The sequence below is a fragment of the Thermosynechococcus sp. genome (assembly GCF_046299655.1).
Classification (GTDB): domain Bacteria; phylum Cyanobacteriota; class Cyanobacteriia; order Thermosynechococcales; family Thermosynechococcaceae; genus Thermosynechococcus.
This window is the reverse complement of record NZ_JBKBHZ010000016.1, coordinates 19,446-34,652: the sequence shown is the minus strand read 5'-3', so window position 1 is coordinate 34,652 and position 15,207 is coordinate 19,446. Positions and strand designations below refer to the sequence as shown.

The following is a 15,207-nucleotide window of genomic DNA, read 5'->3' as shown; positions in this document are numbered from 1 at the left end:
TGCTTGTGGGCTTAGAGCCGCTCGACAAATTTGGCCAGTCGCGTCAGGCCTTTTTCAATGGTGGCTAAATCCGTAGCGTAGGAGAGGCGAATGTGATCATCCATGCCAAAGGCTTTGCCGGGGATGGCGGCAACTTTTTCCTCCTCCAGCAGGCGATCGCAAAACTCGACAGAACTTAAACCCGTTTCGCTAATATCCACAAAGAGATAAAAGGCGCCCTGGGGTTTGAGACAGCGCAGCCGCGGAATCTCACAAATGCCTTGATACATGCAGGCACGGCGATCGCGAAAGGCAGCCACCATCTCCGCCACACAGGCTTGACTTCCCTCTAGAGCCGCAAGGGCACCGTATTGGGCAAAGGTACACACATTGGAAGTGCTGTGGCCTTGGATCTTCGTGGTTGCCTGAATTAAATCCGCAGGGCCAGCAAGGTACCCCACACGCCAACCCGTCATGGCATAGGCTTTGGCAAAACCACTGCACACAATCGTGCGCTCAAAGACCGCCTCACTCACAGCCCCAATACTCAGGTGATTGGCCCCCTCATAGAGAATCTTTTCGTAAATCTCATCGGAAACCACCCACAGCTGGTGCCGCACAATCACTGTCGCGAGGTCACGAATTTCCGCCGGGGTATAGACCATGCCCGTGGGGTTACTGGGGGAGTTGAGAACAAAGAGCCGGGTTTTCGGGGTAATTGCTGCTTCTAGTTGTGCCGGCGTAATCCGATACCCCGTTTCAGCAGTTGTCGTCACAATCACCGGCGTACCACTGGCCAAGTGTACCATTTCTGGATAGCTCACCCAGTAGGGGGCTGGAATAATCACCTCATCGCCGGGATTAATCAGGGCTAGCATTAGGTTAAAGAGCGCCTGTTTGCCGCCATTGGTGACGAGGATATTTTCAGCGCGATAGGGCAGGTGATTATCGTTGTTGAGCTTGGTGGCGATCGCCTGCCGCAAAGCCGGTTCCCCTGCCGCTGGACCATAGCGGGTTTTGCCTTGATCAAGAGCCATTTTGGCCGCTTCACGGATATGGGCAGGGGTGTCAAAGTCGGGTTCACCGGCACTGAAGCTACAGACATCTTCTCCAGCCGCGCGCATTGCCTTAGCTTTGGCATCAATCGCCAGTGTTACCGACGGCGTGACCCGCATCACCCGCGTTGCCCAGTCCATCCTTTGTCTCCTGCACTACTTTCCGTATTGTGGCACTTTGACAGGAGATCGGCGACTTGCAAACATCCCTGTAGCACCAAGTACATCCAGTTACATGCCTGAGGAAAAGACAGGTGCTCTCGCCTGTTGTGAGGCTTGGCGTGCTTAGTGTTGGCGTTGGGTTTTGCGGCTCATAATACCCCCAGGGGAATTCGAATCCCCGTCGCCTCCGTGAAAGGGAGGTGTCCTAGGCCTCTAGACGATGGGGGCAAGACTCAGCATTAGTTAATGTAGCGAATGCACTAAGCGTTTGTCAACACCTCGGGAAATTTTTGCATGGAGCGCGTCGTCAAGGAGAAAATGAGGGCGAGTGACTGAGGGACTTGCTGTGGAACTGGCTGGCCTGCGTTCCTTCTCGATTGTGATGCCCGCCTACAATGTGGTGACCCAGCGGGGAGAAGCCGTCTTTCGGGAAACCCTTGAGAGCATTGCTGCCAGTTGCCGCTACCTCCAGCAGCACTTTCCCTACGCTACGGAAGGGGAGTTGATCTTGATCAGCGATGGTTCAACGGATACCACCTGTGATGTGGCAACAGAAGGATGGCCGAATATCGTGCCCCTGCAACTGGTGGGGTTACCCACGAATATCGGCATTGCCGCAGCACGGAACATGGGAGTGCGCTTGGCCAAGGGAGAAGTGATTTTTTTCTGTGATGCCGATGATCTATACCGCCCTGAGCACCTGTTTTTAGCCCTATCGGTGTTGAATCAGCCTCTACCGGAACCTTATGCCCCCAGCTATTTTGGGGCGGTGCGCACAGGGGTCTATTGTCGCGATCGCCTGCACCCCTACTGGCACAGAAGCCTCGAGCAAACGCTGGTGCTCAATCTCGCCGTCCGCCGTGAAGTTCATGAGTTTATTGGCGGCTTTCCCGAAGAGGCGGTGTTTCGCCAATTTCGCTACGGAGCTGAGGATGTGGCCTATGCCCATTGGTTACACCGGTTTTGCCACACTGCCCGCCTAGAGCAACAGACCGTTGAGTACCGCCGCTTTCCCGATAGTTTCTTTGACCGTCAACTCAAGAAATTCCAAGCGGCACCGGGCACCGTGGCTGATGATCTGGATGCCAGCGATCGCCAGCAGGAGGCGCAGATTCAGCAAATTATAGCCACACGACTTCAGGAATTACAGGCTAAGGCAGCTCAACTGGTAGCCTAGGCTTTTTTGTGGCGCTGCACAATCGTCGCAGCCAGTTTCTCAGGTACCTCTTGAAGGTGGTCAAATTGCCAATGGAAGCCACCTGTGCCCATGGTTAGCGATCGCAACTCCACCACAAAGTCATGCATTTCCGCTTGGGGTAAATAAGCCTCAATCTGGTCCCAGCCAGGCCAACCCTCCTTGCTGCTGTAGCCCAAGACCTGACCGCGCCGCCCTGTCAAGGCCTGCATCACCTTGGCCGTAAAGGCTTGGGGCATCCACACCTGCACCGCCATAATGGGTTCTAGGAGTTGCGGCTCACACTGGGGAATCCCCGCTTGCATAGCAAGGCGAGCTGCTTGGCGAAAGGCCTGCTCAGAGCTATCCACAGAATGGTAGGAGCCATTCGTGAGGGTCACCGCCACATCCACGATTGGAAATCCCAATGGCCCGCGCTGCAGAAAGTCCCGCACCCCCTGCTCGACACCGGGAATATATTGCTTGGGCACAACGCCGCCGACAATGGTTTCACTAAATTGAAAGCCGCTGCCGCGCTCTAGAGGAGCAATATCGAGGTACACATCGCCAAATTGGCCGTGGCCACCGGTTTGATGTTTATAGCGGCCATGACTGTTTTTCGTGCTGCGGCGAATGGTTTCCTTGTAGGGGACTTGGGGGAGATGGGTTTGCATCGGTAGGTGATATTTGCGGCGCAGGCGATCGAGGGCAATCTGCAAGTGAATGTCACCCTGACCCCAGAGAATAATTTCATGGGTATCGCCATGCTGTTCCCAGCGCAGCGCCGGGTCTTCCTCAAGCAGTTTTTGCAGCGCGCTGGTCAGCTTTACCTCATCACTGCGTTTGCTGGGGGTAATGGCCAAGGCATAGACCGGTTCGAGTTGGGGAGCACAGGGCAAAGGTGTCGCCTGACCACTGACGCTGAGAGTCTCACCCGTACGAATACCCTCTAGCCGCGCCACGAGAACAATATCTCCGGCTGTGGCTTGACCCAAGGATTCCAGTTGCGTGCCTTGGGCACGGTAGATGCCCCCCACGCGCACCCCATTCAAGCTCATCCCATCGGTCAAGGTGCCTTGCCAAACCCGCACGAGGGAGAGCTTGCCGCCTCCTTGGGGGAGATAGAAGGTCTTTAGCACTTGGGCGAGCGGTTCCTCACCACTGATCTGGCGATGGGTAGCAGTTTCTGGGGCATCGGGGGCTTCGCGATCAAGGGCAGCTAGTAGAGGACGCACACCGTAGTCCCTTTGCGCACTGCCAAAGAAGACGGGCACAATTAAATCGGCTCCCAACTCCCAGCGCAGATCCGCCATGATTTCACTTTCTGGCGGCGCAATATCCTCAAGGAGTTCTTCTAGGAGATGATCGTCATAGTTGGCTAGAGCCTCCAGTAGCTCCGCCCGTGCCGCCTGTTCGACCGATTGCAATTCCGTAGGGAAGGGCACTAAATCTGCCGCTGCCCCTGCATGGTAGTGATAGGCCTGCTCGGTCACTAAGTCAATGTAGCCCAAGAGATCATCCCCCTGCCAAATCGGATACTGGTGGGGCACAAGGGGACGACTAGAGACTTGACGATAGGCGGCGAGGATCTCCCTGTAGGGGTCGTGGGCACGCTCCATCTTGTTGACAAAAAGGATATGGGGGATTTGCCAGTCATCGAGGAATTTGAACAGGGGAGTTAGGGTAAAGGCGCGATCGCTGAGGGGTTCACAGACAACGATCGCCATATCCACGCCCACGAGGGCATTGAGGGTTTCTTGCAGCAATTCCACCGCGCCGGGACAGTCGAGAAGCGTGAGATCCAAGTCCCCATACCGGGTATGAACAACATTCAGTTCCACCCCCATTTGGCGATCGCGAGCTTCAGGACTGGTATCCAGAAGACTACTGGCCTTCCCATTGGTAGCTTGGGTAAGGCGCAAAATACTTTCTGCGAGGGTCGTTTTGCCACTGTTGTAGCTGCCCACAAGGGCAATGTTGCATCGTCTCGCCATCGCACACCTACCTTTTGATTTGCCATTCGGGTCAAAATTGTCCAGAATAGAGCCTTAGTTTTGCCTTAACTAGATCTCTTAACCCTTAGCGATCGCCCTTGGCAGAATTTGCAGTATCTCTTAAGGGAGCTGTAAACAACCGTTAAGTTGGGGTTAACGTTTGCGAGGAGGACTCACTCACGATGCGTTTCAATTCCCTTGTATGGGCTAGTATTGCCAGTCTTAGCCTTTGGCTAGCGTCACCAGTTCACGCCCAAGTCAGCACGCTGATGCAGGAAGGGCGACGGTTAGTGGAAGCAGGAAACTATGCCCAAGCCTTGGCCATTTATCAGCAACTGCTCCAGAGCGAGAGCCGTAATCCCCGCGTGCACTCTGCCATTGGCTACATCTATGCCCAGCAGGGACAATTTGCCGAAGCTGCCCGTGCCTACCAACGCGCCATTGAGCTGGATCAACAAAACCCTGATTTTTACTATGCCCTCGGCTACAGTCTAGGGATGATGGGGGAAAACCATGGTGCGGCAGCCGCCTACCGCCAAGCCATTCGCCTAAATAACCGTAATGCCCAAGCCTACGAAGGACTAGCGGTGATTCTTGCCCGCATGGGAGATCCCCAAGGGGCTATACAGGCCTACCGCTCTGCCCTCAGTCTTGACCCTCGCAATTGGGCGGCTCAAAAGGGATTAGGTGTTTTGCTGCTCCAACAACGCAATATTCCTGAAGCCCTTAGTCATCTGCAACAGGCGGCAACCCTTGCCCCCGGCAATGCCTTGATCCAACTCAATTTGGGGATGGCTCTCCTAGCGGCTGGGGACACGAGTAATGGCTGGCAGGCAATTGATCGCGCGGCGAGCTTGGGTCAGCGGGATCCAGATCTCCTGCAACAGGTGGCAGAACTCGCCATTGCTGCCAATGAACCGCAGCGCGCCATTGAAACCTATCGGCGTCTGATTACCCTGCAACCTGAACGGGTAGCCGCCTACTTCAGTTTTGGTGAGCTGTTAATGCAACAGAATAAGTTTTGGGAAGCGGTGGCGATTTATCGTCAAGCCACGCAGATCAACCCCAAGGATCCCGAAGGATTTTACCGCTTGGGGAAAGCCTTGGCCGCCCAAGGTCGGCGTCAGGAGGCTCGCAGTGCCTATCAAATGGCTTTGCAGCTCTATCGTGCGCAAAACAACCCCGCTGGGGAAACGAAAGTCCGAGACGCAATGCGGCAGCGCAATTAGCAACTAAGCCCCTTGAGCCAAATTCACGACCACCTGCTGCAATTCAGAAATGAGGGCACTGGAACGACCATTGAGGATATTTTGGTTCAGACCCTCTAGGCTTTGACGCAGATGATTGAGGCGATCTTGAACGGGTTGCAAAATTTCCCGCAGCAGATTCGCTTGGCCACGTTTGGCGGCGAGCAAACGTTGCTCTTCAATAAGTGCCTGTTCTTCTTGGCTCAATTGATCTTTTTGCTGCTGTTGCAGTTTGCGACGTTCTTCAAGGTCGTGGCGCAGACTTTCTAAATCGGTATAGGCCTGCTGTAATTCCTCCGCCAGTTGATTGACAGCCACACTGTACTCCTGAAACTGACGCTCCAGCTCACTGAGGATGGGAATCAGGCTAATGCCCTGTTGGGAGGCGGGATCTAGCCGTGCCTCTAGCACTTGCTTGTGTATTTTGTAGATCGCTTCTTTTTCTCGGATATGTTGTCGCTGTCCCTCAAGAGCCTGATTGAGCAGATTACAGCGCTGGCGTTCGTCTTCGAGTTCTGCCACTAGTTGTAGGCGATCGAAGTCACTGGCTTCTTTGACTTTTTGCTCCAATTCTGCCAAGGACTCCAGAGCCATTTTTAGCTCTTCTTCTTGATCGTTGACAAAGGCAGAGGCACGTTTGAGATCATTACCTCGATTGGCCACTTCTTTTTCCAGTTCCTCCATGGGCATTTTCATCAGGGCATTGACATCCACTGCCTCTGTGAGATCACTGACCATGGCTTGGCGCATTTGCTGGATCATTTCCTCCTGTTGGGCAAGGAGGTGACGTTCTTTTTCAAGGACAGATTGTTTGTAGCGGCAGAGTTCCTCCTGCAGGGCGATCGCCCGACTATCTTGCCAGAATTGTTCTTGAGCCGTACGCCACGTCTCTTCCTTTTGATGAAAGGCTTGCAGGCGCTGCTCTAGGGTCGCTTGGCCTTGACTGACTTCCTGCTCCAGTTGCTCCAGTTGCTGCCAGTATTGACTCAGCAAGGCCTGCTGCTGGTCTAAAATTTGAAAACATTCTGCGATTTGGGGACGCCCACCACTATCGAGGCTCTCCACCAACTGCTGCAAAATTGAGTCCACTCGGCGGATTTGTTCTGGGGATAGGCCAACGCTGTGGCTTGATTTAAGTTGTTCCCAGCGCTGCTGCTCTTGATGGACTTGGTGGCGTAGATTTTCAAGGGCTTGCCGCTCCGCCTGAATTCGCTGTTCCTCGGCAGTCAATTCCTCCCGCAGTTTATTGAGTTGTGCTAGTTGCTCTTCAGCACCCGCTAGTTGCGCCTCGAGTTCTTCCAGTTCTTCTTTGCGCTGTGCAAATTCCTGTTCCCTTTGGTTGAGGACTTCCGCTTGATAGGAGAGCGATTGCTTCCAGCCTTCAATTTCTTCCTCTTGACTTTGGAACCGCTCACGCATGCGTGTGAAGCCGTGTAAAATGCCCGTAAGGCGGCGTGTCGCTTCATCCACATTGTGAATTTGGCGGTTGGCGGCCATCTCCACAAAGACCAACACACCATTGCCGTAGTCCCGACTGTTGTCAAAGGGGATTGTCTCTTCATTTTGGGGGACAGGGTGCCAGTAGCCCGACTGCTCGCGCATGAGCAACTTCAACTCGGATTTCGTCCCCATGAAACCCGTTTTTTTAATCACCTCGGCAAGATACTGCACAGCCCTTGACCTCTACCCTAATGCTGAGACTGACACACAACTAGAACGTACAACAACCGTAATAATACGCATGACGGATTTGAGCTGATGAAGGATGCACCTTTTCGTTTGTTTGCGATCGCTGGAATCTAGAACCCTATAAATCTAGAACCCTATATTTTTATTAAACCCCATCGGCAGGAGTTCATCAGTGGCCTGAATCCCTAGGTCGGGAACTGGAGAGTTGTCAAGGTCAAGGTGGTTGAACTATTTGTCATTATAGCGAAAGGAGGGTTGCCACCCGCCAAAAGTGATTAATCATCGCTGGCAGCGGGCATCCAAGGTTGTTGCGGCAAAAAGGCGCGATCGCGCGGCAAGGGGGCGATGGGTTCTGTGAGTGTAAAACGACCACTCTGGATCCAATTCTTGAGGATTTCAGCAATGCGTTGACTAAAGTAGAGACTAGTGAGGGGAGCGGTGCGCACGGTTTTGCCTTCAATCTTGATTTTGCCTGACTTCAATTGCGCATAGTTGACCATGCCAAAGGTGGGACGCACGCGGCGGGGAATAGAAAAGTCAATAATCGGTGCCACCACGTCCTCATCGCGAATGGCGCAGCGGGCAATGACCTCTTGATCTAACACCGGCAGCGGAACCCCCACCCCCAACATCAGGGATGCCCCATAGTGCTTGAAGTAGCAACCGCGCACCCAAAAGGGATCCATCTGTTTGGCATCGCCAATGAGGGCAAGGGTGGCCGCTGGGCCAATGGGGGTATCGTTGGCCAAACGTTTTTGCAAGGGGAAGTGTTGGGTGCCTTCCCAGGCGACATAGCCAATGCCGCCGCCAAGAAAAATGCGTGTGCCGATCCCCACCAGTCGCAAGTAAGGGTCATTCAGGAGAGGCGAGAGGGCACCGCCACAGGCATAGACGGCATTCCCCAACTGTGGTTGGAGGGGGCCAAGGTAGGTATAGAGCGGGCGATCGCCCCCATTCACCCCCACAATAAAATTTTGATAAAGATTGCGGGGGTTGTAGAGATAGAACTGATTGATCGTCTCTTTGCTGATCACCGTTTCTAAACTGGCGCGGGGATAGCAATCGGTGACATAGCCCACAGCCCGTAGAGGAATGGCTTTACCGGCAATCAAATCGGCAATGACATGGCCACCGCCCCGTTCTTCTCCCCCTTCGGAAGTGGGGTCAAGGGATTGCGCTGCGCCTAGGTACAGATCCACAGCGCCAAAACCACTATAGGCGGGAATACCATCGAGCCAGCACTGCCGCAGTTTAATCGGCGGATCTGTCGGTCCCAAGTTAATGATCGCCCCGGAGGACTCCATGGGTTCAAAGGTGCCCGTCGTAATCACATCCACTTGGCGGGTGGCTTCAGCGATACTCAAGCTTTCAAGGCGAGCTTTGAGTTCTGCCAGTGTCCAAACTGTGGCCTTGCCCGCCATAATCTTTTCATTAATTTCGGCAATTGTGCGTTCCACAGGCGTTACCGCAGATCCTCAGGGTGGCGAATTTGCCAAGTGCCATCGGGGAGGCGGGAGACTTTGCCCCCTAGGCGTTCAATATTCTCTATCGCCGTTTGTCGCGAGCGATCGCTCACTGCATTGACCAGTGCCCAAATCCACGAATTAATCTGGGCCATGCGGCTGTCGGGATCCCGGCGTAGGGTGCGTGCCAAGGAGCGATAATACTCTGCTGCGGCGCGTACTTGGGGATCGGGATTGAGTTCTGCCCAAACTGCGGCGCGATCGTAGGACTCTGCTGCCGCTTGTCCCTGCCCCAAAAAGAGAAATTCATCCATGGCCCGAAACACCCATGCCAAGTAACCTGTCGGCTGGTGATAGGGATCCATCAAGGGCAACCCCTGCTCCATTAACGCCACAGAGGTTTGGGGCTGTCCGGCATACACCGTGATGGCCGTTGAGAGATAGGGATAGATCTGGGCAAAGCGAGGGTCTTTGGCAACAATCACCTCAAAAAAAGCGGGCACGTCATCGTAACCCGTAACTTGGCGGGCAGCGGAATCACCAAAAAATTGCAGAAATTGCAAAAATGCCCAATCGGCAACTAAATTGTCAAAACCAAAGGAAGGGAGATTGGCCAAAAGCCGCATTTGGGTAATAGTTTGGGCATTCTGCCGCTCATATTCGACATCAGTGAGTTGTTCTCCGGTTTGCGCCTGTAATTGCCGCAGGGCATGCTGCTGCATAAAAGCAACAACAATAAAGGCTAGAGTAGTCAGCCCTAGTCTCAAAGCCTCTGGCCAGCGCCAGTGTGACTTACCCATGGGTTAACCTCAAGCCAACAGGTTATGAGTTTTTGTTGCTGGCTTCGCCCGCTTCAGTAATCCGCTGAAAGAGATACCCCGTTCCCCGCGCCGTCAAAATTAACTCTGGATTACTGGGGTCGTCCTCTAGCTTCGCCCGCAAGCGGGAAATGTGGACATCCACCACCCGCGTATCCACGTGGCGTTCTGGCGTGTAGCCCCACACTTGTTCGAGAATTTCTGCCCGCGAGAAAGGTTCCCCGGAGCGACCCACGAGTAATTCCAAGAGCATAAATTCCATGCCCGTGAGGCGAATGCGCTCCTCCCCTTTATAGACTTGGCGCTTGTTGGTATCAATGCGAATATTGCCCACCTGAATCACCCCTGAGCTAGGGATGCCAGAGGTGCTGGTTTTCTCAATGCGGCGCAGCACCGAGCGAATGCGGGCTTCTAGCTCCTTGGGGGAAAAGGGCTTGACCACATAATCATCGGCGCCCAGTTCCAGCCCTGTAATGCGATCGGCAACATCCCCAAGGGCAGTGAGCATAATAATCGGCACATCGGATTCCTTGCGCAATTCTTGACAGACGCCATAGCCATCTAGTTTGGGCATCATCACATCCAGCACGACTAAATCCGGCTGCTCCTGCCGAAATGTGGTCAGGGCTTCCTCGCCATCGGCGGCAGTGACGACCGTATAGCCAATCATTGACAGCCGAGTTTCTAAAATGCGGCGAATACTCGCTTCATCATCAACAACGAGTATCTTTTCTTTGTGGCTCTCCAAAGTAACGGACACTCCTACTCAATGAGGACAGTAATGGATAGAAATTAAAATGGGAATTTTTTGTACTCTATCATTTTTTTACTGGCTATAGAAAGACCCCCAGCCCTGACTAGGACAGGATTTTGCGAGCTTTTCAGAATTGAAAATCTTTAACATATTTTAACGTGCTCTTGCCCAACAAAAAAGCGGACACCCCTGCGAGAGTATCCGCTAGCCGATTGATTCACAAGTGGTTAGTCGCAGCGTTCCCTAGTCGCGACGGCTCAGTTGAATCCCCACCAAGGAGGGCGAGAGGCTCGACCAAGATTGCTTCACCAAGTCGGCATCGGCCTTGACACTGCCAATGTAGTTGCCCGCTGGCAGGGTGGGGAAGCGTTTGTAGGGTACGACATCCTCGCCAAAGTAGCGGCTGTACTCAGGGCTATTGACCATTGTTTCGACAGCAGCCTTGAGGCCTTGATCCGCCAAGATTTTGTTGTATTGGCGAATTTCCGCTTGGGTGGCCGGGGCACGACCGAGGAGGTGACGGAAGAGGAATTCAATCACCTTGGTGTTGGGATAGGGAGTATAGAAGCGGTTGCGATAGATCTCCGAGCTGGCTAGGGTGCGCACAAACTCCCGCACAGTAATTTCCCCGTTGCGCAGACGACTCTCGAGATCAGGACGCCGGAACTGGCTCGGCACTTGGCCACTAAAGACATCCATCACTTGGCAGTAGATGGCATTGATCACTAGCTCTACCTCAGCACTAGGGGCACCTAAGGTCATGCGGAAAATGCGCGCCGGACGGCGACGGGTAGTACCGACCCCCACTTCCACAGATTGACCATCCCCATTGCGGAAGGAGCGTCCCAATTCGATAAAGCGGGGCTTGCTGGGATCCGCTTGACGCGCTTTGGCCTCTTGCTCGGCGATCGCCCGACTGAGGAGCGGCAGCTTCGTGTTATCGAGGCGAGGTTTTACCGGTGCGAAGCTGGGCACGACAATCGCATCACTTTGCTTCGTGAGTTGATTGTGCAACTTCTCAGTGTTGGGGAAGTTGGCCGCCGGCAAGGTGGGGAAGCGACGATAGGGCACCGTATCCTCCCCAAAGACTTCGGCGTATTCGGCACTATTGACGAGGGCTTGGATAAGGGCCTTTAAGCCCTGGGTGGCGAGAATTTGGTTGTAGCGGCGAATTTCCGCTTGATCGAGGGGTGCCCGCCCCAAGAAGTGCTTGGTGCCCAGTTCGATGACTTTGGTGTTGGGATAGGGGGTGTAAAACTCCTTCTGATAGAGTTCCGAGCAACCCAACCCCTCAATAAACTCCTTGAGGGTGATCTCGCCGTTGCTGAGCTTTGATTCAAGAGCGGTAAATTCATCGCGCACAATGTAGGGCGCCACATTCCGCTCAAAGACCTGACGATAGGCGGCCTGAATCACCAGTTGCAGATTTTGCTTGTCATTGAGATCCGTGAGCTTGAAGACCTTGGTTTGCTCGCGGCGCTTGCTCACCCCCTGATTGGCACGGAACTGGATCGCAGGCTCTGTGCGCAGTTCGGTGACCGCCCCCAATTCGACAAAGCGAGGTGTTTCTTCTTTTTTAGGGGGTACGCCAGTTTCACCAATCGTGCCGGTGCGGAGCGATCGCAGGGCCAGACCTTGGGGTGTAATGTAGCGCTCGTAGGGAACCGTATCTTCACCAAAGGCTTCGCTGTACTCTTGGCTATCAATGATGGCATCCACCAAGCCGTAGAGACCTTTCTTCGAGGCAATGTCGAAGTAGGCATTCATCTCTTTGCGACCATAGGTGGGACGCCCCAAGAGGCGACGGTGGATATATTCAATTGCCTTCGTGACGTACAGGGGTGTCCAGTAGAGGCTGCGGAAGAGGTTTGACTTGGCCAAAATCCGCACAAATTCGCGGACAGAGATTTCACCGTTTTCCAGTTTGATCTCGGCCACTTTTTGGCGCTGCCCTTCATAGACATCGCGGCCAAAGACTTGGAGATAAGCGGCGCGAATCACCCGCTGGGTCGAACTTTCGGCAAATTTCACACTGTCGCCGCCCGTAGCGATCGAGCGTTTGCCAATGCGGGCATTGATGCTGGGCAGTTGATCCAGTTTGAAGACTTTTGGCCCTAGGCTGCCGGGGGCGACTCCACGCGCTGCGGGATTGCTCACCTGATTGTTGATCCCTAGCCCGCGCGTAATGAGAATGCGGCGGGTGTCTTTGTTGAAGGGCTGAGGACGAGCGCTGGGGTTTTTCTTCTCTTTCGGGAAGATGGCACCAAACTGAATTTCCAAGGGATCGTTGCCGGCACCGTAGGGGTGTTGATTCGGCAGCGGCTGATCCTGAGCAGCAAAGGTGGTGATAAATTGCGGGACTTTGCGGAAGGGAGCACTGTATTTGAAGAGATCCTGTTGGGCACCCCAGTTGCGGCATTCTTGAGCCTCTTGACCCAGACCCCGCAGATAGGGCACTGTCTCTTCACCAAAGTAGTCGCTGTATTCCTTGGAATCCACAAGGGCATCCACCAAGGCAGGGAGACCCCCTTTGGAAATAATGGCAAAGTAGGTTTGCACTTCCTCGCGGCTCGAAGGGCCACGCCCCAAAATATGGCGGAAGGCTAGTTCTAGGGCACGGCTGTTGATATAGGGTTCGTAGAAGTTTTTGCGATAGAGAGGCGATTTGGCGAGTTGGCGGATGAACTCCTTCATGGAGATGGAGCCATTTTTCACCTTGGATTCCAAGTCAGAGATGCCCAAGCCGTAGGCACGGGAGATGTCCCGCTCAAAAATTTGCCGATAGGCGGCTTTGACCACTTCATTTTTCTCGGCAGCCGATAGCCCTGGCTTCATCACAAATTTGGGACGGCGTTCGGCGGCATTGAAGTAAATCTGGGGTAGTTGCAGACCTTGAAGATCCGTGGAGTTGCGCTGCCGCACTTTATCGGAGGGGGCAGGGGCAATAAATTCGTTGATCAGGACTTCAAAGTAGGTTTCCACAATGCCCTTGGCTTCAGCGTCTTTTTCAAAGTAGCTGAGGGCGGCTCGCCGCATTTCCTGTAGGGCAGCAATGGTGGCATCGGTGGAGCAAGCAGCCTCAATGATTTCCCGCAAGCCGCGCGTATTCACCGCCAGAATGTTGGGATCGCCAGCCACAATGGCGTAGGTGGTATAGCGCAGGAACCAATCCAAGTCGCGCAGGGATTTTTCCATGCGGGTAGGGCCATAGCGGGCAATGTTGATTGGTTTGAAGCCGACGGGCGCACCACCACCGGAGGCACTAAAGACGGAGCGCAAGCCCTCTAGGAATCCACCACGGGTGTCCACATAGGTTGCGATTCCCAGCTTCATGGCTTCTTTCATATCGATGGGTTCGCCCCTTGCCCCGGTGGTAAACTGGGGGGTTTCTTCGGTTTGGGGACGGGAGAGGAAGGCCATGGGGGAACCACCGACAAAGATGCGGTTGGCAGCACGGGAAACAATGATGTCGGCGTTGCGGGTGAGGGTGGTGGCAATTTCAAGGCGTTTTGCCCCAGAGCGCAGATAAACAGCGAGTTCATCCAGTTCACCCCGATTCAGAAAGCGATCCTGCTGTTCAGCTTGAATAATTGTTGAAACGGGGACGGTTTGATAAAGTTGCGGGCGGGCAACCGAGCTTCCACCACTTGCTTTGACAACCATGGTTACTAAGAGGCTCCCTTTACTTTTAGTTAACGCGCTAACTTAGATTAGAACGATTCGGGGGTAGCGCGGTATTTTTTTAAGAAATGTATAAATTTATGGGGATTTGTCGGCGATCGCCCCTAAGCTTTATGAATTTTTGTAATATTCCTTGACGGCTGCACCCGACCTCAACACCCCTGCCTACTTTAGGCAACGAATCGGCCCACTCATACCGATTGCCTAAAAGTGCTGAAAAAGTTGATCGGGCTGCACGGGCAATAATTCCCCATTGAGCTTGAGTTGCACCCTCTTTTCAGGAATAATTTCGCCGATAATAGCAGCCTGGTCGCCTGCTGCCCGACAGAGATCCTGAGCCAATTCTGGAGTAAGGCACAACACCAGTTCAAAATCTTCACCACCGTAGAGCGCCCAGTTCAACGCCTGCAGGCGATCGCTATAGCCCACCATTGGAATTTTCTCCGCCCAAAGCACTGCACCCACCCCACTGGCTTGACAGAGTTGCAGGACGGCAGCCGCCAGACCATCACTACTATCCATGCCGGCAATGCGAGGCGGGCACACTTGCTGACGGAGCCACTGGACAATATCCAAGCGGGGTCGGGGACGTTGATGAGCTTGGATCCACCCCTGCCGCAGTTGTTCGGGCACAGTGCTGGCCCACTGGGGATACAAAAGGCACTCCAGACCAGCACGAGAGGCACCATGAACACCGGTTACGACTATCACATCCCCCGCTTGGGCGCGATCGCGATAAATAATCCGTTCTGGCGGCGCACTGCCCAAGACCGTGATGCTGAGACTGAGAACGCTAGAGCGACAGGTATCCCCACCGATAATACTGGTGCCGTAGGCTTGAGCACAGGCAGCCATCCCTTGGTAAATCCCTTCAATCGTTGCCACAGGACAGTTACGCGGCGCCGCGAGACCCACCGTTAACCCCAAGGGCAATGCCCCCATGGCCGCAAGGTCGGACAAATTGGCGGCCAGCGATCGCCAGCCCACATCCACAGGCGTCATCGTTACCGGCGTACCGGTCATGCCTAAACTAAAGTGCACCCCCTCAACCAGCACATCGGTACTGACAACAAGTTGTTCAGCGGGGGGTAGTGACAGAACCGCGGCATCATCGCCCATCAATTCCCTGTGGCAGTAGGGGCGCAGGCGAGCAATCAAGTCCAGTTCGCCACAGTCGGCGAGAGTGAGCAT

General features: G+C 54.2%; 10 protein-coding genes and 1 tRNA gene. 2 read left to right on the top strand and 9 right to left on the bottom strand.

The genetic code is table 11. From position 1 onward, the window contains the following. Positions 1-11: 11 nt before the first annotated feature. Together ACK4HN_RS09890 and ACK4HN_RS09885 are read right to left on the bottom strand one after the other, a co-directional pair. Entirely contained in the window at positions 12-1,175 is a 1,164-nt protein-coding gene (locus ACK4HN_RS09890; RefSeq protein WP_409868589.1) for a pyridoxal phosphate-dependent aminotransferase, read from the bottom strand. Positions 1,176-1,351: 176 nt separating this feature from the next. Then, positions 1,352-1,424, bottom strand: a tRNA-Glu gene (locus tag ACK4HN_RS09885). A gap of 100 nt (positions 1,425-1,524) precedes the next feature. Between ACK4HN_RS09885 and ACK4HN_RS09880 the strand changes: the two genes are divergently transcribed. Further along, positions 1,525-2,373, top strand: coding sequence for a glycosyltransferase family 2 protein (locus ACK4HN_RS09880; protein ID WP_409877580.1), 849 nt, complete (start codon positions 1,525-1,527; stop codon positions 2,371-2,373). On the opposite strand, the gene ACK4HN_RS09875 is transcribed toward ACK4HN_RS09880, so the two are convergent. Next, complete coding sequence (locus tag ACK4HN_RS09875) at positions 2,370-4,364, bottom strand: elongation factor G (protein WP_409868587.1); 1,995 nt, start codon at positions 4,362-4,364, stop codon at positions 2,370-2,372. The genes ACK4HN_RS09880 and ACK4HN_RS09875 overlap by 4 nt on opposite strands. Positions 4,365-4,546: 182 nt before the next feature. Between ACK4HN_RS09875 and ACK4HN_RS09870 the strand changes: the two genes are divergently transcribed. Further along, positions 4,547-5,593, top strand: coding sequence for a tetratricopeptide repeat protein (locus tag ACK4HN_RS09870; RefSeq protein ID WP_409868586.1), 1,047 nt, complete (start codon positions 4,547-4,549; stop codon positions 5,591-5,593). A 3-nt stretch (positions 5,594-5,596) separates the two neighbouring features. Here ACK4HN_RS09870 and hmpF read toward each other — a convergent pair whose 3' ends face one another. The 6 genes from hmpF to thiL all read right to left on the bottom strand — a co-directional run bounded on the left by hmpF (position 5,597) and on the right by thiL (position 15,207). After that, on the bottom strand, positions 5,597-7,282 hold the full coding sequence (gene hmpF / locus ACK4HN_RS09865) for a pilus motility taxis protein HmpF (RefSeq protein ID WP_409868585.1): 1,686 nt from the start codon (positions 7,280-7,282) through the stop codon (positions 5,597-5,599). Between the two features lie 293 nt (positions 7,283-7,575). Further along, positions 7,576-8,721, bottom strand: a complete 1,146-nt coding sequence (locus tag ACK4HN_RS09860; protein ID WP_409868601.1) for a homocysteine biosynthesis protein — start codon at positions 8,719-8,721, stop codon at positions 7,576-7,578. Between the two features lie 41 nt (positions 8,722-8,762). Next, positions 8,763-9,563, bottom strand: coding sequence for a hypothetical protein (locus ACK4HN_RS09855; protein WP_409877578.1), 801 nt, complete (start codon positions 9,561-9,563; stop codon positions 8,763-8,765). Positions 9,564-9,585: 22 nt separating this feature from the next. Continuing rightward, positions 9,586-10,329 carry a response regulator transcription factor RpaB gene (gene rpaB / locus ACK4HN_RS09850; protein WP_409849450.1) on the bottom strand — a complete coding sequence of 248 codons (744 nt, stop codon included), beginning with the start codon at positions 10,327-10,329 and terminating at the stop codon, positions 9,586-9,588. A 249-nt stretch (positions 10,330-10,578) separates the two neighbouring features. Beyond that, positions 10,579-13,998 carry a phycobilisome rod-core linker polypeptide gene (locus tag ACK4HN_RS09845; RefSeq protein WP_409868583.1) on the bottom strand — a complete coding sequence of 1,140 codons (3,420 nt, stop codon included), beginning with the start codon at positions 13,996-13,998 and terminating at the stop codon, positions 10,579-10,581. A 222-nt stretch (positions 13,999-14,220) separates the two neighbouring features. Continuing rightward, entirely contained in the window at positions 14,221-15,207 is a 987-nt protein-coding gene (thiL, locus tag ACK4HN_RS09840; RefSeq protein ID WP_409868600.1) for a thiamine-phosphate kinase, read from the bottom strand.